This is a genomic window from Sphingobium olei (assembly GCF_042678845.1).
Taxonomy (GTDB): Bacteria; Pseudomonadota; Alphaproteobacteria; order Sphingomonadales; family Sphingomonadaceae; genus Sphingobium; species Sphingobium olei.
This window is the reverse complement of record NZ_JBHTLS010000134.1, coordinates 129,674-147,824: the sequence shown is the minus strand read 5'-3', so window position 1 is coordinate 147,824 and position 18,151 is coordinate 129,674. Positions and strand designations below refer to the sequence as shown.

Sequence of the window (18,151 nt, the reverse complement as noted above, 5' to 3'; positions counted from 1 at the left end):
ACCGCCGCCTTTCAGCCCCGGCCGCGAAGGTCCGCCACGCGCGCTGTCGCGATCCGCTGGGTTTGCAGCGCGTCCGTGCGCGCCTCCAGGAAACGGCGGGGGTTGATGGCCTGGCCGTTCAGCCGGACTTCGAAATGGAGGTGGGTGCCGGTCGACCGGCCGGTCGAGCCCATGCGCCCGATCGTGTCGCCCCGCGCGATTCTGTCGCCGCTGTGGGCGACGAAGCCGGACAGGTGGGCATAGCGGGTCATGAGGCCGTTGCCATGCTCGACTTCCACGACCTTCCCATAGCCCTGCCGCTGGCCGACATAGGTGACGCGCCCGGCCGCCGCAGCGTTGATCGGCTGGCCATAACGGCCGGGAAAGTCGATACCGGCGTGGAAGGCGGCATGGCCGTTGAAGGGATCGCGGCGATAACCGTAGGAACTGGTCATCATCGGCGCGGCGGTGGGCTGGCCCGATGGAATGGTGAGCAGGCTGCGCTCCAGAAATTCCATCCGGCTCATGGCGTCCGCCAGATGCTCCAGCTCGCCCGACATCGTGCCCTTCTCGCCCTTCCAGGGCACGAAGGGACCGCCCTGCGCCCGCGCCGCCGTCCGGGCGAGCGTGTCGGGATTGAGGCCGAAGCTGCGGATCGCGGCCGCCGCCTTGTCGGACCGGCGTTCGACCGCGCGGGTCAGCAGTTGCGCGAAGCGCCGCTGCCTTTGCTCCAGCCGCACCAGCGGCGCGGCTTCCGGGGCAATGCTGATCTTGGCGTGGAGAGCCGGGCTTTTCTTTGCCCCGGCCGCTTCATCCTTATCGGATCCGATCAGGTCCGCGCCGGCGTCCTTGCCATCGTCCCCGAAATGGGCGCGGTAGAGATCATCCATGAAATCCTGCCGCGCTTCCAGATCCTGCGCCAGCGCCTCGACGGACTTGCGATAGCCGGCCACCTTGTCCGCCGCCTTCGCAACGGACTTGCCCTCCTTCGCCAGCGCGACGCGCTGTGCCTCGACCTGCGCATTGTTCGCCAGCATCGCGACGGTCATGCCGCCCCAACCGATCAGCGCGGCGGACAGCATCCCGGCGCCGACGATCTGCGCGCGGCGCGATATGCGGATGAATCTGACCTCGCCACCGGACCGCAGGAAGATTTCCCGCTCAGGGCAAAGGGCGTTCAGCCGGTCCCGAAGGCCGGCCAGGCCCTTATTCTTCTGCTGCGACAAAGCGACCCCACGACTCTTATTCGACGAGTCGGGGCGCTAGCAAAGCGCGGCCGCCTGCGCGAATCCGCCTGCGCGGACTCGTGACGAACGGGATCACTGGCGCGATGAAATGAAGATGCGGCCTTTTTGTTCCCGCGCGATGAAAAAAATCCGTCAGGCCCGGCGGCGGCGCGCGTCGGCGCGCAGAGCGGCTTCCGCCTGCGCGGCCGGCACCGCCGCGCCGAAATGATAGCCCTGGCCGACATGGCATCCCCCCGCGCGCAGATAGTCGAGCTGCGTGGACGTCTCCACCCCTTCCGCGACGGTGCGGATGCCAAGGCTGTAGGCAAGGTTCAGCACCGTCCGGACGATCGCTGCGTCCTCCGGATCGGTATGCAGGTCGCGGACGAACTGCCGGTCGATCTTGATTACGTCGATCGGAAACTGCTTGAGATGGGACAGGGAGGCATAGCCCGTCCCGAAATCGTCGAGCGCGATGGTGAAGCCCGCCTCGCTGAAACGGTGGAGCGTGCGGGCGACCCGGTCGGCGTTGCGGCCCAGGAACACCGATTCCGTCACTTCCAATTCCATCATGGACGGCGTCAGCCCCGCGCTCGCCAGTCGTTCCAGCCACCAGCCGGCGAAGCCTTCGTCATTGAGGTCGGCGCCCGACACGTTCACGGCGACATGCCCGAAACCCAGTCCCGCGCGCCGCCAGCGGGCGCAGTCGGCCAGCATGCCCTCGATCATCAGCCGGGTGATGGCCGGACCCAGTTCGGGGTGTTCGAACGCCGCTGCGATGTCGCCGGGCATGATGACGCTGCCGTCTTCCGTCGGGCACCGAAACAGCGCCTCGAACCCGACGATCCTGCCGGTGTCGAGCGCGACCTTGGGCTGATACCAGGGGCAGGGCTTCTCCTGCGCGATGACCTGGCGCGCCCGGTCCAGCATCGCCGCTTCCCGGTTCCAATTGTCGAGTAGCGCGTCGTTGAACAGGGTGGCGCGCCCGCGGCCGTTATTTTTCGCGTCATACAGGGCGATATCAGCATGTTTGACCAGCGTCTCGACGTCACCGCCATGATCGGGATACAGTGCAACGCCCACGCTCACCCTGCTGTCGATCGACCGGCCGCGATATTGCAGCGGCGCGTGAAGCAGGTCGGAAATCCGGGTCAATATCCGGGCCACGGCGTCGTCGCCGGGAAGGGATGTGAGCAGCACCGCAAACTCGTCGCCGCCCATGCGCGCGACCATGTCGCCGGGCCGCACCGCCTGTTGCAAGCGTTCGGCGACAGCGCAGAGCAAGGCGTCGCCCGCATCATGGCCGGCGGTGTCGTTGACCCGTTTGAATTCGTCCAGGTCGATCACCAGCACCGCGAAGCGCGGCGGACGATCGCTCCCTTTGCCCGCCGGATGGCAGGCGCGGGTCAGGGCGCGCAGGAAATGGGCGCGGTTGGGAAGGCCGGTCAGCGCGTCGGACAGGGCCAGCCGCTCCAGATGCCGCTCGCCCTCCTTGCGCTCGGTTATGTCCACCACGCTGCTCATCACGCAGGGTTCGCCGTCGATCTGGATGGCGCGCGCGGACAGCAGCACGCTGCGCGCGAGCCCGTCACCGCGCCGGACGCGGCATTCGAATGCATCGATCGCCTCGCCCTGCTTCAGCCGGGCGAACAGGGCGTCGCGCGCGGCCATGTCGACATAGGTTTCGCCGACATTGTCCAGCACGGCAGTGCCGCCTGCCGCATAGGCGTCCACGGCGGCGCGGTTCTGCCGGATCACCTTCCCGTCCTGACGCGTGACCAGCAGCGGCACGGGCACAGCCATGAACATGCGCTCCAACGTGTCGCGGCTGTTGGCGAGAGCCGCCTGCGCTTCCCGCGCTATCCGCCCGGCGGTCCAGGCCTTGCGCTGCAGGCGATTGCCGCGCGCGATGGCTATCCACATGCCGCAATGCAGGATCGCCACGGCCAGCACCATGCCCGGCATGGTGGCGGACAGGGGCGCAGGCGCCGCATATCCGATCAGCAGTAACACGCCGCAGCCAAGGCCGCCCCACACATTGCCGCGAAAGCTGGTCGGAACCACAAGGTAGAAGACGAGCGGCAGCATGACGAGCACGAAGATGGCGATGTCGCTGCGCGAACTGACGAGGAAGGCGACGCCGATCGCCGTGACCAGCTGCCAGGCAAAGCAGATGCGTTCCACCGCGCGGAAACTGGTCATCCGGTGGGTGAGGGACAGGCAGAAGAGCGACCACAACACCACGGCCACGCGTGCGGGTATGGCCACCCAGAAATGCGGCGTGCCGGCAAAGCGCCAGTCGCTGATCAGGAAGAGGGCGTTCAGCAGCGCCGACAGCAGGAAGAGCAGCCGCGCGTTGCGACGGGATTCCGGCAGGTGATCGGCCTGGAATGCCGATTCCCGCGCGGGATTGCGAAACTCGCCGGTAAGGGAAGAAGTCTGGGTCACGCGCCGCCTGTCCTATGGTGGGGCGAAGGCTAGGCCGACATGGTTATCATTTCCTTAAATCCTTGCATTTTTCGCAGCTTGGCGCGCCTTCCGCGCCGTCGCTTGACCGTCCGCCCGCGCATCGCTATAGGCGCGGCTGCCCAGCGGCCTGGCGTGCGAAGACTCGTCTCCCTGCGACTATCGGCTGAGCGACATTAGAGCTGAACATTGCCGGGTGCTCTTGCGGCTCCAGGGGGCTTACGCCCACCGGGGCCTTTGCCGTTTGGAGGAATCTTCGTCCTCGCAGGCGGCTTGGAACACGGGAATGCCGGTAAAGTAACTGAAAAGGTGAAGGGCTTCATGCCAACGATCAACCAGCTGGTCCGCAAGGGCCGCGAACTGCAGAAGACCAAGTCCAAGGTCCCTGCCATGGAAGCGAACCCGCAGAAGCGCGGCGTTTGCACCCGCGTCTATACGACGACCCCGAAGAAGCCGAACTCGGCGCTCCGCAAGGTGGCGAAGGTGCGTCTGGTCAACCAGCGCGAAGTCATCACCTATATTCCGGGTGAAGGCCACAATCTTCAGGAGCACTCGGTCGTGCTGATCCGCGGCGGCCGCGTACGCGACCTTCCCGGTGTGCGTTACCACGTGCTGCGCGGCGTTCTGGATACCCAGGGCGTCAAGGACCGCAAGCAGAGCCGTTCCAAGTACGGCGCGAAGCGTCCGAAGTAAGAAGGGGAGACCAGAAATATGTCACGTCGTCGTCGCCCCGAAAAGCGCGTCATCCTGCCGGATCCCAAGTTCGGCGATATCGTGCTGTCGAAGTTCATGAACAGCATCATGCAGGACGGCAAGAAGGCCGTTGCCGAATCGATCGTTTATGGCGCTCTCGAAACCGTCGAGACCCGCGCCAAGAAGGATCCGATCGGCATGTTCCACGATGCGCTCAACAATGTGAAGCCGGGCATCGAGGTCCGCAGCCGCCGCGTCGGCGGTGCGACCTACCAGGTTCCCGTCGAAGTGCGTCCGGAACGTGCGCAGGCGCTGGCCATCCGCTGGCTGATCACCGCCGCGCGCAACCGCAGCGAAACCACGATGGCCGCGCGCCTGTCGGGCGAGCTGCTGGACGCCGCCAACAACCGCGGCAATGCGGTCAAGAAGCGCGAAGACACGCACCGCATGGCGGAAGCGAACCGCGCCTTCTCGCACTATCGTTGGTAAAAGAGCGGGCGGGCACCTATATGCCCGCCTCTCAACCAGGTTTCTGAAGATCGGTCCGTTCGCCAGGGGTGCTACCCATGGCGAACGGATTGGTTTAGGGGCCTCGCGCACATCCTAAACGAATCCCCAACCGCCGGCGCGCCGGCAACGGAGAAGCATCATGGCCCGCAGCCATCCGCTCGAACGCTATCGTAACTTCGGCATCATGGCCCACATTGACGCCGGCAAGACCACCACGACCGAGCGTATCCTTTACTACACCGGCAAGTCCTACAAGATCGGCGAAGTCCATGACGGCGCCGCCACCATGGACTGGATGGAGCAGGAGCAGGAGCGTGGTATCACCATCACCTCGGCTGCGACGACCTGCGTGTGGAAAGCCGATGAGGGCAAGGGCCTTGAGCACCGGCTGAATATCATCGACACCCCCGGCCACGTCGACTTCACCATCGAAGTCGAGCGTTCGCTGCGCGTGCTTGACGGCGCGGTCGCCGCGTTCGACGGCGTCGCGGGCGTGGAGCCGCAGTCGGAAACCGTGTGGCGTCAGGCGGACAAGTACAAAGTTCCGCGGATGTGCTTCATCAACAAGCTCGACCGCACCGGCGCCAACTTCTATTATTGCGTGCAGACGATCATCGACCGTCTGGGCGCGACCCCGGCTGTCCTCTATCTGCCCATCGGCGCGGAAAGCGACTTCAAGGGCCTGGTCGACCTGGTCAACGATCGCGCGATCATCTGGAAGGATGAGAATCTCGGCGCCGAGTTCACCTATGAGGCGATCCCCGACGATCTGGCCGACAAGGCCGCCGAATATCGCGAAAAGCTGATCGAACTCGCCGTCGAGCAGGACGACGAGGCGATGGAAGCCTATCTGGAAGGCAACCTGCCCGACACCGCGACGCTCAAGAAGCTGATCCGCAAGGGCACGCTGAACCAGTCGTTCGTGCCGGTGCTGTGCGGCTCGGCGTTCAAGAACAAGGGCGTGCAGCCGCTGCTCGACGCGGTCGTCGACTATCTGCCTTCGCCGCTCGACATTCCCGACGTGCAGGGCATCAACCCCGACACCGAGGAACCCGACAGCCGCGCCACGGCTGACGACGCCCCCTTCTCGGGCCTCGCGTTCAAGATCATGAACGACCCGTTCGTGGGTTCGCTGACCTTCCTGCGCGTCTATTCGGGCACGCTGACCAAGGGCACCTATCTGAACTCGGTCAAGGACAAGAAGGAAAAGGTTGGCCGCATGCTGCTGATGCATGCGAACAGCCGCGAAGACATTGACACGGCCTATGCCGGCGACATCGTCGCGCTGGCCGGCATGAAGGAAACCACCACCGGTGACACGCTGTGCGCCGAGCGCCAGCCGATCATCCTGGAGCGGATGGAATTCCCCGAGCCGGTCATCGAACTGTCGGTGGAACCCAAGACCAAGGCCGACCAGGAAAAGATGGGCGTCGCGCTCAACCGCCTGGCCGCCGAGGATCCGTCCTTCCGCGTCTCGACCGATCATGAATCGGGCCAGACCATTATCAAGGGCATGGGCGAACTTCACCTCGAAATCCTGGTCGACCGCATGAAGCGCGAGTTCAAGGTCGAGGCGAATGTCGGCGCGCCGCAGGTGGCCTATCGCGAATATCTCAAGAAGCCGGTCGACGTCGACTACACCCACAAGAAGCAGTCGGGCGGCACCGGCCAGTTCGGCCGCATCAAGGTTAAGCTGACGCCGGGCGAGCGTGGCGCTGGCATCATCTTCAAGGACGAGATCAAGGGCGGTAACATTCCCAAGGAATATATCCCCGCGATCGAAAAGGGCATGCGCGAGACTGCGGCCACCGGTTCGCTGATCGGCTTCCCGATCATCGACTTCGAAATCCTGCTCTATGACGGCGCGTATCACGACGTCGACTCGTCGGCGCTGGCGTTCGAAATCACTGGTCGCGCCGCGATGCGTGAAGCGGCGCAGAAGGCGGGCATCACGCTGCTCGAACCGGTCATGAAGGTCGAGGTCGTCACCCCGGAGGAATATCTGGGCGACGTCATCGGCGACATGAACAGCCGTCGCGGCCAGATCCAGGGCACCGACACCCGCGGCAACGCGCAGGTGGTCGAGGCCATGGTCCCGCTGGCCAACATGTTCGGCTATGTGAACTCGCTGCGGTCCTTCACCCAGGGGCGTGCGAACTACTCGATGATCTTCTCGCACTATGACGAAGTGCCGCAGAATGTGGCGGACGAAGTCAAGGCGAAGATGGCCTGACGACTTTCTCCTGCCGGGCCGTGAAAACGGCTCGGTTAGGGGCTGGTAATATCGAAATTTGCTGCTATGGACGCGCCTTCGCAAGGCGCGGCCGAGCGGTCAAACCACACGGATTTGATTAGAAGGTAGGAAAAAATGGCTAAGGCTAAGTTTGAGCGGACCAAGCCGCACTGCAACATCGGCACCATCGGTCACGTCGACCATGGCAAGACCTCGCTGACCGCGGCGATCACCAAGGTGCTGGCCGAAACCGGCGGCGCGACCTTCGTCGACTATGCCAACATCGACAAGGCTCCCGAAGAGCGCGAGCGCGGCATCACCATTTCGACCGCGCACGTCGAATATGAGACCGAAGCGCGTCACTATGCGCACGTCGATTGCCCGGGCCACGCCGACTACGTCAAGAACATGATCACCGGTGCCGCCCAGATGGACGGCGCGATTCTGGTCGTTTCTGCCACCGACGGCCCGATGCCGCAGACCCGTGAGCACATCCTGCTCGCCCGCCAGGTCGGCGTGCCGCAGCTCGTCGTGTTCATGAACAAGGTCGACCTGGTCGACGATCCGGAAATCCTGGAGCTGGTCGAGCTGGAAATCCGCGAGCTGCTGAGCTCGTACGACTTCGATGGCGACAACATCCCCGTCATCGCCGGTTCGGCCGTGAAGGCGCTGGACGGTTCGAACGACGAGATCGGCAAGCAGGCCGTTCTGAAGCTGATGGCTGCCGTCGACGAATTCATCCCGCAGCCCGAGCGTCCGGTCGACAAGCCCTTCCTGATGCCGATCGAAGACGTGTTCTCGATCTCGGGTCGCGGCACCGTCGTCACCGGCCGCGTCGAAACCGGCATCATCAAGGTTGGTGAAGAAGTCGAGATCGTCGGCCTGAAGAACACCGCCAAGACCACCGTCACCGGCGTGGAAATGTTCCGCAAGCTGCTCGACGAAGGTCGTGCGGGCGACAACATCGGCGCGCTGGTGCGTGGCACGAAGCGTGAGGAAGTCGAGCGCGGCCAGGTTCTGGCCAAGCCCGGCACCATCACTCCCCACACCGAATTCGACGCGGAAGTCTATGTCCTGTCGAAGGAAGAAGGTGGCCGTCACACCCCGTTCTTCGCCAACTATCGTCCGCAGTTCTACTTCCGCACCACCGACGTGACCGGCGAAGTCGTTCTGCCCGAAGGCACCGAGATGGTCATGCCCGGCGACAATGTGAAGCTCGGCGTCAAGCTGATCGCTCCCATTGCGATGGACTCGGGTCTGCGCTTCGCCATCCGCGAAGGCGGCCGCACCGTCGGTGCAGGGGTTGTCGGCACGATCTCGAAGTAATATAGGACCGCAGCGGCGCGAATCGCCTGATTCGCGCCGCTCGGCATTTTTCACCGCCTCGGATCGCCTTTCTCCGGCTTTCTAAAAGCTAGAAGGGCAAGAAGAGGCGGATATTTTTTGTGAGCGCATTTTCGCAAATCATCGGCTGCTCCGGCTGATTTTTGAAAATGCGTGGGTTTTTGGCTCTTTCGCATCGGTACAGGAACTATGGACAGCAATATCCGCATTCGCCTCAAGGCGTTCGATCATCGCGTGCTCGATCAGGCGACCGGCGACATCGCCGACACCGCCCGCCGCACCGGCGCCCTCATTCGCGGTCCGATTCCCCTTCCGACGCGCATCGAAAAATTCACGGTCAACCGTGGTCCGCACATCGACAAGAAGTCGCGCGAGCAGTTCGAGGTCCGCACCTACAAGCGCATGCTTGACATTGTGCAGCCGACGCCGCAGACGGTCGACGCGCTGATGAAGCTGGATCTGGCTGCCGGCGTGAACGTCGAGATCAAGTTGGCCTGAGGCCGACAAGTCCCTGCCAACCGCAAGGAGGGCAGGGTATCGGGCATTCCCCTTCTGGTGGAAGCTCAAACGACACAAGGGATACCGCATGGCCGCTCCGGTAAACCGGAAAGGTCCATGGTCCTGGTCCCCCGTCGCCTTTCCCGAGAGGGATCGGCATCCAACCCTGACGGGGTGATCGCTACATTTGGGTTGGACCGCGCGGGAGGAATCCCGAGCGGTTTTTTCGTTGGATACGCCCGCTGCTACGGTGGGCCTCTGTGGGAGTAATCAGTGATGCGCACAGGCGTGATCGCTAAGAAAGTCGGGATGACCCGTCTGTTCCAGGAGGACGGACGTCATATACCGGTTACGGTTCTGGCCCTTGAGGGCAATCAGGTCGTGGCCCGCAAGGAAAGCGATCGCGACGGCTATGTCGCGGTTCAGCTCGGTGCGGGCGTCGCGAAGGTCAAGAATGTCGCCAAGCCGCAGCGCGGCCACTTCGCCAAGGCGGAAGTGGAGCCGAAGGCGCGCCTGGTCGAATTCCGCGTCGCCGAGGATGCGCTCCTCGATGTCGGCGCCGAGATCGCGGCCGATCATTTCATCGCCGGCCAGTTGGTCGACGTCGCCGGCCACACCCAGGGTAAAGGTTTTGCCGGCGCCATGAAGCGCTGGGGCTTCGGCGGTATGCGCGCCACGCACGGCGTGTCGATCAGCCACCGTGCCCATGGTTCGACCGGTAACCGCCAGGATCCGGGCCGCGTCTTCAAGAACAAGAAGATGGCGGGCCACATGGGTGACCGTGAGCGGACCCAGCAGAACCTGGAAATCGTGCGCACCGACGTCGAGCGCGGCCTGCTGTTCGTCAAGGGCAGCGTTCCGGGCGCCAAGGGCACCTGGCTGACCGTCTGCGACGCCGTCAAGGTGAAGCGCCCGGCCGACGTGCCGTATCCGGCCAGCCTCAAGGCTGCTGCCAACAGCAACAATGCTCCGGCTGAGACGCCTGCTGAAGAAGCAGCCGCTCCCGAAGCGACCGAAGGCCAGGAGGGCTAAACCATGAAGGTCAATGTACAGACCCTCGACGCCGCAGCCGCCGGTGAGCTGGAGCTGAACGATGCCGTGTTCGGCATCGAGCCCCGCACCGACATCCTGCACCGCGTCGTTACCTGGCAGCTGGAAAAGCGCCGCGCCCCCGCTCGCGCCACCCGCGAGCGTTCGGACGTGGCCCGTACCGGCAAGAAGTTCGGCCGCCAGAAAGGTGGCGGCACCGCTCGTCACGGCGACCGCAAGGCGCCCGTGTTCATCGGCGGTGGTAAGGCGCACGGCGCCCGCGCCCGCGACTTCGGCCACGACCTCAACAAGAAGGTGCGTGCGCTGGGCCTGAAGATGGCGCTGTCGGCCAAGGCGAAGGACGGTTCGCTGATCGTCCTCGACAATCTCGACGTGGCGGAAGGCAAGACCAAGGCTCTGGTCGCGCACCTCGCCAAGCTGAACCTTAACAAGGCGCTGTTCATCGACGGCGACGCGGTGAACGTCAGCTTCGCGAAGGCTTCGGCGAACATCGTCGGCGTGGACCTGCTGCCGGCCGTCGGCGCCAACGTCTACGACATCCTTAAGGCGGATTCGCTGGTGCTGACGCGCGCCGCGGTCGAAAAGCTGGAGGCGCGTTTCAATGGCTAAGAAGGAAGCCGCGACCGTGGACAACCGTCATTATGACGTCGTTGTCGCGCCGGTCATCACCGAGAAGTCGACGCTTCTCTCCGAGAACAACGCCGTGGTCTTCAAGGTCGCGAACGATGCGTCCAAGCCGGAGATCAAGGCCGCGATCGAAGCCATCTGGGGCGTGACCGTCAAGAGCGTGAACACGCTGGTCGCCAAGGGCAAGACGAAGCGCTGGAAGGGCAAGCCCTACAAGCGCAGCGACGTGAAGAAGGCGATCGTTCGCCTGGCCGACGGCCAGTCGATCGACATCACCGAAGGAGTGCGCTGATCATGGCGCTTAAGAGCTACAACCCGACCAGCCCCGCCCAGCGTGGCCTGATCCTCGTCGACAAGTCGAGCCTGCACAAGGGCAAGCCCGTCAAGGCGCTGACCGAGGGCAAGCGCAAGACCGGCGGCCGCAACAACAAGGGCCATGTGACCTCGCGCGGCATCGCGGGCGGTCACAAGCAGAAGTACCGCATCATCGACTTCAAGCGTCGCCTGTGGGACGTCGAAGGCACGGTGGAGCGTCTGGAATATGACCCCAACCGCACCGCCTTCATCGCGCTGGTCAACTATCCCGACGGCACCCAGACCTATGTGCTGGCGCCGCAGCGCCTTGCGCCGGGTGATAAGATCATCGCGGGCAAGAAGACCGACGTGAAGCCGGGCAACGCGATGGAACTGGGTCAGATGCCGGTCGGCACGATCATCCACAATATCGAGATGAAGCCGGGCAAGGGCGGTCAGTTCTGCCGTTCGGCGGGCACCTACGCCCAGCTCGTCGGTCGCGATCGCGGCATGGTGATGGTGCGCCTGTCCTCGGGCGAGCAGCGCTACATCCGCTCGGACTGCATGGGCACCGTGGGCGCTGTGTCGAACCCCGACAACGCCAACACCAACCTTGCCAAGGCCGGCCGCAACCGCTGGCTCGGCAAGCGCCCGCTGACGCGCGGCGTGGCGAAGAACCCGGTCGATCACCCGCACGGCGGTGGTGAAGGCCGGACCTCGGGCGGCCGTCATCCGGTCACCCCCTGGGGCAAGCCGACCAAGGGTGCGCGCACCCGCCACAACAAGGCGACGGACAAGTTCATCATCCGTAGCCGCCACGCGAAGAAGAAGAGGTAAGCGAGATGGCTCGTTCCGTCTGGAAAGGTCCGTTCGTGGACCTCAGCCTTCTGAAGAAGGCGGAAGTGGCGCAGGACGCCGGTGGCCGTTCGGGTCCGATCAAGACCTGGTCGCGCCGTTCCACCATCCTGCCGCAGTTCGTCGGCCTGACGTTCAACGTCTATAATGGCCGCAAGCATGTGCCGGTTTCGGTGAACGAGGACATGGTGGGTCACAAGCTGGGCGAATTCGCCCCGACCCGCTACTTCCCCGGCCACGCCGCCGACAAGAAGGGCAAGCGCTGATGAGCAAGGAAAAGGCTCCCCGTCGCGTCGCCGACAATGAAGCGCTCGCCGTCGGCACGCAGATCCGTGGTTCGGCCCAGAAGCTGAACCTGGTCGCCACGCTGATCCGCGGCCGCAAGGTCGAGGACGCGCTGAACATCCTCGCCTTCTCGAAGAAGGCGATGGCGGTCGATGTGCGCAAGGTGCTGGCTTCGGCCATCGCCAACGCGGAAAACAACCACAATCTGGACGTCGACGCACTGGTCGTCGCGGAAGCATCGGTCGGCAAGAGCTTCACCATGAAGCGCTTCCACGCCCGCGGCCGCGGCAAGTCGACCCGGATCCTCAAGCCCTTCAGCCGCGTGCGCATCGTCGTGCGTGAAGCTGGCGAAGAAGCGGAGGCTTAAACACATGGGTCACAAGAGCAACCCCATCGGTCTGCGTCTGCAGATCAACCGCACCTGGGACAGCCGCTGGTTCGCGGAAGGCCAGGACTATGGCCGGCTTCTGCTGGAGGATCTGAAGATCCGCCAGTATATCATGAAGACCCTGCCGCAGGCTGCGATCTCGAAGGTCGTGATCGAACGTCCGGCCAAGCTGTGCCGCGTGTCGATCTATGCCGCCCGCCCCGGTGTCATCATCGGCAAGAAGGGCGCGGATATCGAGAAGCTGCGCAAGAAGCTGGGCAGCCTGACCTCTTCGGACGTCAGCCTGAACATTGTCGAGATCCGCAAGCCGGAAATCGACTCCAAGCTCGTTGCGCAGGGCATCGCCGACCAGCTGGAGCGCCGCGTCGCGTTCCGCCGCGCCATGAAGCGCGCTGTGCAGTCGGCGCTGCGTCTGGGTGCCGAAGGCATCAAGATCACCTGCGGCGGCCGTCTGGGCGGCGCGGAGATCGCGCGCGTCGAATGGTATCGCGAAGGCCGCGTTCCGCTTCACACGCTGCGTGCGAACGTCGACTACGCCGAAGCCGAAGCCCACACCGCCTATGGCGTGTGCGGCATCAAGGTCTGGATCTTCAAGGGCGAAATCCTTGGTCACGATCCGATGGCCACCGACCGGCTGATGCTGGAGGCTCAGACCTCCGGCGTGCGCCCGGCGCGCTGAGAATAAGGTAGGTATAGCGTCATGCTGCAACCGAAGAAGATGAAGTTCCGCAAGGCCTTCAAGGGCAAGATCAAGGGCGACGCCAAGGGCGGTTCGGCCTTGAACTTCGGCTCTTATGGCCTGAAAGCCCTGGAACCCGAGCGCGTCACCGCCCGCCAGATCGAGGCGGCCCGCCGCGCCATCACGCGTCACATCCGCCGTCAGGGCCGGTTGTGGATCCGCGTGTTCCCCGACGTGCCGGTTTCGAAGAAGCCTGCCGAAGTCCGTCAGGGTAAAGGCAAGGGTTCGGTCGAATATTGGGCGGCCCGCGTGAAGCCCGGCCGCATCCTGTTCGAACTGGACGGCGTGCCCGGTCCGCTCGCAGCAGAGGCCTTCTCGCGCGCCGCGATGAAGCTGCCCATCAAGACGAAGGTCGTTGCCCGCCTCGGCGACACCTCGCACCTGGAGGGTTAAGCCGTGGCGAACGTCGCAGACCTCAAGACCAAGACGGACGACGAACTGTCGACCGAACTCAACAACCTGAAGCGCGAGCAGTTCAACCTGCGTTTCCAGGCGGCCACCAACCAGCTGGAAAAGCCCAGCCGCGTGCGTGAAGTCCGCCGGTCGATCGCGCAGATCAAGACCCTTCAGTCCGAGCGTTCGCGCTCGGCTGCGAAGTAAGAAGGAAATCACACGATGCCCAAGCGCGTGCTGACGGGAACGGTGGTTTCCGACAAGACCGACAAGACGGTGGTGGTTCGCGTGGAGCGCAAGGTTAAGCATGCGCTCTACGGCAAGATCATCCGCCTGTCGAAAAAGTACCACGCCCATGACGAGGGCAATGTCTACAAGGAAGGCGAGACGGTTCGCATCGAGGAGACCGCCCCGATTTCCAAGCTCAAGACCTGGAAGGTCATCGAGCGCGTGGACACCCACAAGTCGCCGGAAGTCTCCCACTAAGGGCAGGCCTTTCGGTCTTGTGACCAGTCACTGATCCTGCGGGATCGAAAAAGTTCGGACGCGGGCTGGCCTTTTCCCTCCGGAGAAGGTACAGGCCCGCGCTTCGCGCATTTCGATTCACCGGGTCGAGCGCATGAAATTCGGAACCGCCGGGAATTGTCCCGGTAGGCCAAATGAGAAGGAACCGGATCTATGATCCAGATGCAATCCAATCTTGACGTCGCTGACAACAGCGGCGCCAAGCGCGTCCAGTGCATCAAGGTGCTGGGCGGGTCGAAGCGCCGCTTCGCCGGCGTGGGCGACATCATCGTCGTCTCGATCAAGGAAGCCGCGCCGCGCGGCAAGGTGAAGAAGGGTGACGTGCACCGCGCCGTCATCGTCCGCACCGCCAAGGACATCCGTCGCGCCGACGGTTCGGTGATCCGCTTCGACGGCAATGCCGCCGTGCTGATCAACAAGAACCAGGAGCCGATCGGCACCCGTATCTTTGGCCCGGTCGTTCGTGAGCTGCGCGCGAAGCAGCACATGAAGATCATCAGCCTTGCTCCCGAGGTGCTGTAATGAGCGCTGCCAAGATCAAGAAGGGCGACAAGGTCGTCGTCCTGGCCGGCAAGGACAAGGGCCGCACCGGTTCCGTCCTTCAGGTGATGCCCAAGGATGACAAGGTGCTCGTCGAGGGCATCAACATCCACGCGCGCCACCGCAAGCCCGACCAGTCGAACCCGCAGGGCGGCATCGATCGCAAGCCTGCGCCGCTCCACATTTCGAACGTGGCCGTGGCCGGTGCCGACGGCAAGCCGACCCGCGTCCGTTTCGAGGAACGCGACGGCAAGAAGGTCCGCGTCGCCGTCAAGTCCGGTGAGGTGCTGTAATGGCCGACAAATATACTCCGCGCTCCAAGGCGCTCTATGACGCCGAAATCGCCAAGGCGATGACCGAGAAGTTCGGTTACAAGAACGTCATGGAAGTCCCCAAGATCGAGAAGATCACGCTCAACATGGGCGTAGGCGAAGCGACCCAGGACAAGAAGAAGGTGACCTCGGCCGCCGAGGAAATGGAACTGATCGCCGGCCAGAAGCCGGTCATCACCAAGGCCCGCAAGTCGATCGCGCAGTTCAAGCTGCGTGAAGGCATGCCGATCGGCGCCAAGGTGACGCTGCGCCGCGAGCGCATGTACGAGTTCCTGGATCGCCTGATCAACATCGCGCTCCCCCGCGTGCGCGACTTCCGTGGTCTCAACCCGAAGAGCTTCGACGGCCGTGGCAACTATGCCTTCGGCATCAAGGAGCAGATCATCTTCCCCGAGATCAACTATGACCGCATCGACAAGGTGCGCGGCATGGACATCATCGTGACCACCACGGCGAAGACGGACGATGAAGCGCGCGAACTGCTGCGCCTCTTCGGCTTCCCCTTCCCGATCGAAGAGAAGCAGGCGGCCTGATCCAGGCCCCGCTTCTCTCCCAACGCTTAAGCTAAGGAAGAGAACTTAAGTCATGGCGAAACTGAGTTCGATCAACAAGAACGAGCGCCGCAAGAAGCTGGTGAAGAAATATGCCGGCCGCTATGCGAAGCTCAAGGCGATCGCGAATGATACCGCGGCCGACGACAGCGATCGTCTGATCGCGCGTCTGAGGATGGCGGAGATCCCCCGCAACGGCAACCCGACCCGTATTCGGAACCGCTGCGAGCTGACGGGGCGTCCCCGCGCTTATTACCGCAAATTCCGTCTCTGCCGCGTGCAGCTGCGTGATCTGGCCAACAAGGGCCTGATCCCCGGCGTCACCAAGTCGAGCTGGTAAGGATCATTTGAGATGGCATTGACCGATCCCCTGGGTGATATGCTCACCCGCATCCGCAACGGGCAGCAGGCGAAGAAGGACAGCGTGGTTTCCCCCGCGTCCAAGCTGCGCGCCCGCGTGCTCGACGTGCTCCAGCGCGAAGGCTATATCCGCGGCTATTCCGAGGAAACCCTTGGCAAGCATGCCGGCCTTCGCATCGAGCTGAAATATTTCGAGGGCCAGCCGGCGATCAAGCATGTAGCCCGCGTGTCGAAGCCCGGCCGCCGCGTCTATTCGGGTTCCAAGGAACTTCCGGTGATCCGCAACGGCCTTGGCATCACGATCGTCTCGACGCCCAAGGGCGTTCTGTCCGACGCCGAAGCGCGCGAGCAGAATGTCGGCGGCGAAGTGCTGGCGGAGGTGTTCTGATGAGCCGCACCGGTAAAAAGCCGGTCACCGTGCCTTCGGGCGTGACCGCATCCATCGCTGACGGGCAGCTGTCGGTGAAGGGCCCCAAGGGCACCCTCGCCATGCCGCTGGCCGACGAAGTGACCTATAGCGTCGAGGACGGCAAGATCGCCGTACAGCCTGCCAACGACACGAAGCGCGCCCGCGCTTTCTGGGGCATGCAGCGCACGCTGATCCAGAACCTGATCACCGGCGTGACCGAGGGCTTCTCGAAGAAGCTGCTCATCACCGGCGTCGGTTACCGCGCCAACGCCCAGGGCAAGACCCTGAAGCTGCAGCTCGGCTATTCGCACGATGTCGATTTCGCGGTGCCGGAAGGCATCGAGATCAAGACCCCGGACAACACCACGGTGGAGATCACGGGCATCGACAAGCAGAAGGTCGGCCAGGTCGCCGCCGAAATCCGTCGCTGGCGCAAGCCCGAACCCTATAAGGGCAAGGGCATCAAGTATGACGGCGAGTTCATCTTCCGCAAGGAAGGGAAGAAGAAGTAAGATGGCAAAGCTTTCCCTCTTCGCGCGGCGTCGTCGCCGCGTCCGCACCGCGCTCAAGGCGGTCGCCGGCCACAAGCCGCGCCTCAGCGTCCACCGTTCGGGCCGTCACATCTACGCCCAGGTCATTGACGACGTCGCCGGCACCACCGTCGCCGCCGCCTCGACCCTGGACAAGGATGTGCGCGGCAAGACCGGCGCCACCGCCGATGCGGCTGCCGATGTCGGCAAGCGCGTCGCCGCTGCGGCAACCGCCGCCGGCGTCACCAAGGTCGTGTTCGACCGTGGTGGCTTCCTGTTCCATGGCCGCGTCAAGGCGCTGGCCGATGCCGCCCGCGAAGGCGGGCTGGAGTTCTGATTATGGCTGACGAAAACGAAATCCAGTCGCAGGCGGGCGCTCCCGCTGCCGTCGAAGGCGGCGAACAGCCGACGGAAAACCGTGGTCCCGGCCGTGGTCGTGGCAATCGTGGCGGTGGCGATCGCAACCGCGGCGAGCGTGGCGGCCGTGGCCGTCGCGACGACCGCCGTGGCGGCAACCGTGACGAGGAGCAGGGCGAAGAGCTGATCGAGAAGCTGGTTCACATCAACCGCGTCTCGAAGACCGTCAAGGGCGGTAAGCGCTTCGGCTTCGCGGCTCTGGTCGTCGTGGGCGACGGCAAGGGTCGTGCGGGCTTCGGCCATGGCAAGGCGCGCGAAGTGCCCGAGGCGATCAGCAAGGCGACCGCTTCGGCCAAGAAGGCCATGGTCCGCGTGCCGCTGAAGGAAGGCCGCACTCTGCACCATGACGGCCTCGGCCATTTCGGTGCCGGCAAGGTGACGGTTCGTTCGGCTCCGGCCGGTACGGGCATCATCGCGGGCGGTCCGATGCGCGCCGTGTTCGAAAGCCTCGGCGTCGCGGACGTCGTGACCAAGTCGAACGGCACGTCGAACCCCTACAACATGATCCGTGCGACCTTCGCGGCGCTGGGCGAACAGACCAGCCCCAAGTCGGTGGCGCAGCGTCGTGGCAAGAAGGTCGCGGACCTTCTGCGTCGCGGTGGTGCCTCGGCCGATGTCGCGCAGGCCGACGCCGAAGCGATTGCGGAGTAACAGGTATGGCGAAGATCAAGATCAAGCAGATCGGTTCGCCGATCCGCCGCCCCGCCGACCAGAAGAAGATTCTGATCGGCCTGGGCCTTGGCAAGATGCACCGCGTGGTGGAGCTGGAAGACACCGCGGAAGTCCGCGGTGCCATCAAGAAGCTGCCCCACATGGTGGAAGTGGTCGACTAAAGACCGTCATCCCAGCGACCCGAAGGGCGGCCGAAGGCCAATGCTGGGATCTCAGGCCGCTGGGTATATCCTCG

At 64.1% G+C, this 18,151-nt stretch carries 26 protein-coding genes; 24 read left to right on the top strand and 2 right to left on the bottom strand.

Annotated features, from left to right (window positions below):
• Positions 1–11: 11 nt before the first annotated feature.
• Positions 12–1,205 carry a M23 family metallopeptidase gene (locus tag ACFQ24_RS18700; protein ID WP_380913981.1) on the bottom strand — a complete coding sequence of 398 codons (1,194 nt, stop codon included), beginning with the start codon at positions 1,203–1,205 and terminating at the stop codon, positions 12–14.
• Positions 1,206–1,358: 153 nt separating this feature from the next.
• On the bottom strand, positions 1,359–3,653 hold the full coding sequence (locus ACFQ24_RS18695; RefSeq protein ID WP_380913979.1) for a putative bifunctional diguanylate cyclase/phosphodiesterase: 2,295 nt from the start codon (positions 3,651–3,653) through the stop codon (positions 1,359–1,361).
• 339 nt (positions 3,654–3,992) lie between these two features.
• Here ACFQ24_RS18695 and rpsL point away from each other — a divergent pair, with 339 nt between their 5' ends.
• The 24 genes from rpsL (at position 3,993) to rpmD (ending at position 18,077) form a co-directional block, all read left to right on the top strand.
• Positions 3,993–4,364: a 30S ribosomal protein S12 gene (gene rpsL / locus ACFQ24_RS18690; protein ID WP_007686591.1), complete on the top strand. Its 372-nt coding sequence runs from the start codon at positions 3,993–3,995 to the stop codon at positions 4,362–4,364.
• Between the two features lie 18 nt (positions 4,365–4,382).
• Complete coding sequence (gene rpsG, locus ACFQ24_RS18685) at positions 4,383–4,853, top strand: 30S ribosomal protein S7 (RefSeq protein WP_021227559.1); 471 nt, start codon at positions 4,383–4,385, stop codon at positions 4,851–4,853.
• A gap of 160 nt (positions 4,854–5,013) precedes the next feature.
• The gene (gene fusA, locus ACFQ24_RS18680; protein ID WP_380913977.1) at positions 5,014–7,107 is read left to right on the top strand and encodes an elongation factor G; all 2,094 of its coding nucleotides are present in this window, start codon (positions 5,014–5,016) and stop codon (positions 7,105–7,107) included.
• A 135-nt stretch (positions 7,108–7,242) separates the two neighbouring features.
• A complete protein-coding gene (gene tuf, locus ACFQ24_RS18675; RefSeq protein WP_380913975.1) occupies positions 7,243–8,433 on the top strand; it encodes an elongation factor Tu in 1,191 nt (396 codons plus the stop codon).
• Positions 8,434–8,640: 207 nt separating this feature from the next.
• Positions 8,641–8,949, top strand: a complete 309-nt coding sequence (rpsJ, locus tag ACFQ24_RS18670; RefSeq protein ID WP_007686587.1) for a 30S ribosomal protein S10 — start codon at positions 8,641–8,643, stop codon at positions 8,947–8,949.
• A gap of 276 nt (positions 8,950–9,225) precedes the next feature.
• Entirely contained in the window at positions 9,226–9,981 is a 756-nt protein-coding gene (gene rplC, locus ACFQ24_RS18665) for a 50S ribosomal protein L3 (RefSeq protein WP_380914378.1), read from the top strand.
• A gap of 3 nt (positions 9,982–9,984) precedes the next feature.
• On the top strand, positions 9,985–10,608 hold the full coding sequence (rplD, locus tag ACFQ24_RS18660; RefSeq protein ID WP_380913973.1) for a 50S ribosomal protein L4: 624 nt from the start codon (positions 9,985–9,987) through the stop codon (positions 10,606–10,608).
• Positions 10,601–10,918, top strand: coding sequence for a 50S ribosomal protein L23 (locus tag ACFQ24_RS18655; RefSeq protein ID WP_066769640.1), 318 nt, complete (start codon positions 10,601–10,603; stop codon positions 10,916–10,918). The genes rplD and ACFQ24_RS18655 overlap by 8 nt, the downstream gene beginning before the upstream one ends.
• 2 nt (positions 10,919–10,920) lie before the next feature.
• On the top strand, positions 10,921–11,757 hold the full coding sequence (gene rplB / locus ACFQ24_RS18650) for a 50S ribosomal protein L2 (RefSeq protein WP_380913971.1): 837 nt from the start codon (positions 10,921–10,923) through the stop codon (positions 11,755–11,757).
• Positions 11,758–11,762: 5 nt separating this feature from the next.
• Entirely contained in the window at positions 11,763–12,041 is a 279-nt protein-coding gene (rpsS, locus tag ACFQ24_RS18645) for a 30S ribosomal protein S19 (protein ID WP_007686576.1), read from the top strand.
• Positions 12,041–12,427 (top strand): 50S ribosomal protein L22, encoded by a 387-nt coding sequence (rplV, locus tag ACFQ24_RS18640; RefSeq protein ID WP_009820636.1) that lies wholly within the window; start codon positions 12,041–12,043, stop codon positions 12,425–12,427. Before rpsS ends, rplV begins: the two co-directional genes overlap by 1 nt.
• A 4-nt stretch (positions 12,428–12,431) precedes the next feature.
• Positions 12,432–13,127, top strand: coding sequence for a 30S ribosomal protein S3 (gene rpsC, locus ACFQ24_RS18635; protein WP_380913968.1), 696 nt, complete (start codon positions 12,432–12,434; stop codon positions 13,125–13,127).
• Between the two features lie 21 nt (positions 13,128–13,148).
• Positions 13,149–13,580, top strand: a complete 432-nt coding sequence (gene rplP, locus ACFQ24_RS18630) for a 50S ribosomal protein L16 (protein ID WP_066769627.1) — start codon at positions 13,149–13,151, stop codon at positions 13,578–13,580.
• 3 nt (positions 13,581–13,583) lie between these two features.
• A complete protein-coding gene (rpmC, locus tag ACFQ24_RS18625; RefSeq protein ID WP_013847759.1) occupies positions 13,584–13,787 on the top strand; it encodes a 50S ribosomal protein L29 in 204 nt (67 codons plus the stop codon).
• Positions 13,788–13,802: 15 nt separating this feature from the next.
• A complete protein-coding gene (rpsQ, locus tag ACFQ24_RS18620; RefSeq protein WP_066700947.1) occupies positions 13,803–14,066 on the top strand; it encodes a 30S ribosomal protein S17 in 264 nt (87 codons plus the stop codon).
• Positions 14,067–14,258: 192 nt separating this feature from the next.
• A complete protein-coding gene (gene rplN / locus ACFQ24_RS18615) occupies positions 14,259–14,627 on the top strand; it encodes a 50S ribosomal protein L14 (protein ID WP_066700946.1) in 369 nt (122 codons plus the stop codon).
• Positions 14,627–14,938, top strand: a complete 312-nt coding sequence (gene rplX / locus ACFQ24_RS18610; protein WP_380913965.1) for a 50S ribosomal protein L24 — start codon at positions 14,627–14,629, stop codon at positions 14,936–14,938. Before rplN ends, rplX begins: the two co-directional genes overlap by 1 nt.
• Complete coding sequence (gene rplE, locus ACFQ24_RS18605; protein ID WP_380913963.1) at positions 14,938–15,510, top strand: 50S ribosomal protein L5; 573 nt, start codon at positions 14,938–14,940, stop codon at positions 15,508–15,510. Before rplX ends, rplE begins: the two co-directional genes overlap by 1 nt.
• A gap of 52 nt (positions 15,511–15,562) precedes the next feature.
• Positions 15,563–15,868: a 30S ribosomal protein S14 gene (gene rpsN, locus ACFQ24_RS18600; protein WP_380913961.1), complete on the top strand. Its 306-nt coding sequence runs from the start codon at positions 15,563–15,565 to the stop codon at positions 15,866–15,868.
• A 12-nt stretch (positions 15,869–15,880) separates the two neighbouring features.
• Complete coding sequence (gene rpsH / locus ACFQ24_RS18595; protein WP_380913959.1) at positions 15,881–16,276, top strand: 30S ribosomal protein S8; 396 nt, start codon at positions 15,881–15,883, stop codon at positions 16,274–16,276.
• The gene (gene rplF / locus ACFQ24_RS18590) at positions 16,276–16,809 is read left to right on the top strand and encodes a 50S ribosomal protein L6 (protein ID WP_066769611.1); all 534 of its coding nucleotides are present in this window, start codon (positions 16,276–16,278) and stop codon (positions 16,807–16,809) included. Before rpsH ends, rplF begins: the two co-directional genes overlap by 1 nt.
• Position 16,810: 1 nt before the next feature.
• A complete protein-coding gene (gene rplR / locus ACFQ24_RS18585) occupies positions 16,811–17,164 on the top strand; it encodes a 50S ribosomal protein L18 (RefSeq protein ID WP_066769608.1) in 354 nt (117 codons plus the stop codon).
• 2 nt (positions 17,165–17,166) lie between these two features.
• Positions 17,167–17,895, top strand: a complete 729-nt coding sequence (gene rpsE, locus ACFQ24_RS18580) for a 30S ribosomal protein S5 (RefSeq protein ID WP_380913957.1) — start codon at positions 17,167–17,169, stop codon at positions 17,893–17,895.
• A gap of 5 nt (positions 17,896–17,900) precedes the next feature.
• A complete protein-coding gene (gene rpmD / locus ACFQ24_RS18575; RefSeq protein WP_066769602.1) occupies positions 17,901–18,077 on the top strand; it encodes a 50S ribosomal protein L30 in 177 nt (58 codons plus the stop codon).
• Positions 18,078–18,151: the final 74 nt, after the last annotated feature.

What these genes read in the sequence shown, in the direction of transcription:
- rpsL (WP_007686591.1), top strand. Translation starts at nt 3,993, where the DNA reads ATGCCAACGATCAACCAGCTGGTCCGCAAGGGCCGCGAACTGCAGAAG.
- rpsG (WP_021227559.1), top strand. Translation starts at nt 4,383, where the DNA reads ATGTCACGTCGTCGTCGCCCCGAAAAGCGCGTCATCCTGCCGGATCCC.
- fusA (WP_380913977.1), top strand. Translation starts at nt 5,014, where the DNA reads ATGGCCCGCAGCCATCCGCTCGAACGCTATCGTAACTTCGGCATCATG.
- tuf (WP_380913975.1), top strand. Translation starts at nt 7,243, where the DNA reads ATGGCTAAGGCTAAGTTTGAGCGGACCAAGCCGCACTGCAACATCGGC.
- rpsJ (WP_007686587.1), top strand. Translation starts at nt 8,641, where the DNA reads ATGGACAGCAATATCCGCATTCGCCTCAAGGCGTTCGATCATCGCGTG.
- rplC (WP_380914378.1), top strand. Translation starts at nt 9,226, where the DNA reads ATGCGCACAGGCGTGATCGCTAAGAAAGTCGGGATGACCCGTCTGTTC.
- rplD (WP_380913973.1), top strand. Translation starts at nt 9,985, where the DNA reads ATGAAGGTCAATGTACAGACCCTCGACGCCGCAGCCGCCGGTGAGCTG.
- ACFQ24_RS18655 (WP_066769640.1), top strand. Translation starts at nt 10,601, where the DNA reads ATGGCTAAGAAGGAAGCCGCGACCGTGGACAACCGTCATTATGACGTC.
- rplB (WP_380913971.1), top strand. Translation starts at nt 10,921, where the DNA reads ATGGCGCTTAAGAGCTACAACCCGACCAGCCCCGCCCAGCGTGGCCTG.
- rpsS (WP_007686576.1), top strand. Translation starts at nt 11,763, where the DNA reads ATGGCTCGTTCCGTCTGGAAAGGTCCGTTCGTGGACCTCAGCCTTCTG.
- rplV (WP_009820636.1), top strand. Translation starts at nt 12,041, where the DNA reads ATGAGCAAGGAAAAGGCTCCCCGTCGCGTCGCCGACAATGAAGCGCTC.
- rpsC (WP_380913968.1), top strand. Translation starts at nt 12,432, where the DNA reads ATGGGTCACAAGAGCAACCCCATCGGTCTGCGTCTGCAGATCAACCGC.
- rplP (WP_066769627.1), top strand. Translation starts at nt 13,149, where the DNA reads ATGCTGCAACCGAAGAAGATGAAGTTCCGCAAGGCCTTCAAGGGCAAG.
- rpsQ (WP_066700947.1), top strand. Translation starts at nt 13,803, where the DNA reads ATGCCCAAGCGCGTGCTGACGGGAACGGTGGTTTCCGACAAGACCGAC.
- rplN (WP_066700946.1), top strand. Translation starts at nt 14,259, where the DNA reads ATGATCCAGATGCAATCCAATCTTGACGTCGCTGACAACAGCGGCGCC.
- rplX (WP_380913965.1), top strand. Translation starts at nt 14,627, where the DNA reads ATGAGCGCTGCCAAGATCAAGAAGGGCGACAAGGTCGTCGTCCTGGCC.
- rplE (WP_380913963.1), top strand. Translation starts at nt 14,938, where the DNA reads ATGGCCGACAAATATACTCCGCGCTCCAAGGCGCTCTATGACGCCGAA.
- rpsN (WP_380913961.1), top strand. Translation starts at nt 15,563, where the DNA reads ATGGCGAAACTGAGTTCGATCAACAAGAACGAGCGCCGCAAGAAGCTG.
- rpsH (WP_380913959.1), top strand. Translation starts at nt 15,881, where the DNA reads ATGGCATTGACCGATCCCCTGGGTGATATGCTCACCCGCATCCGCAAC.
- rplF (WP_066769611.1), top strand. Translation starts at nt 16,276, where the DNA reads ATGAGCCGCACCGGTAAAAAGCCGGTCACCGTGCCTTCGGGCGTGACC.
- rplR (WP_066769608.1), top strand. Translation starts at nt 16,811, where the DNA reads ATGGCAAAGCTTTCCCTCTTCGCGCGGCGTCGTCGCCGCGTCCGCACC.
- rpsE (WP_380913957.1), top strand. Translation starts at nt 17,167, where the DNA reads ATGGCTGACGAAAACGAAATCCAGTCGCAGGCGGGCGCTCCCGCTGCC.
- rpmD (WP_066769602.1), top strand. Translation starts at nt 17,901, where the DNA reads ATGGCGAAGATCAAGATCAAGCAGATCGGTTCGCCGATCCGCCGCCCC.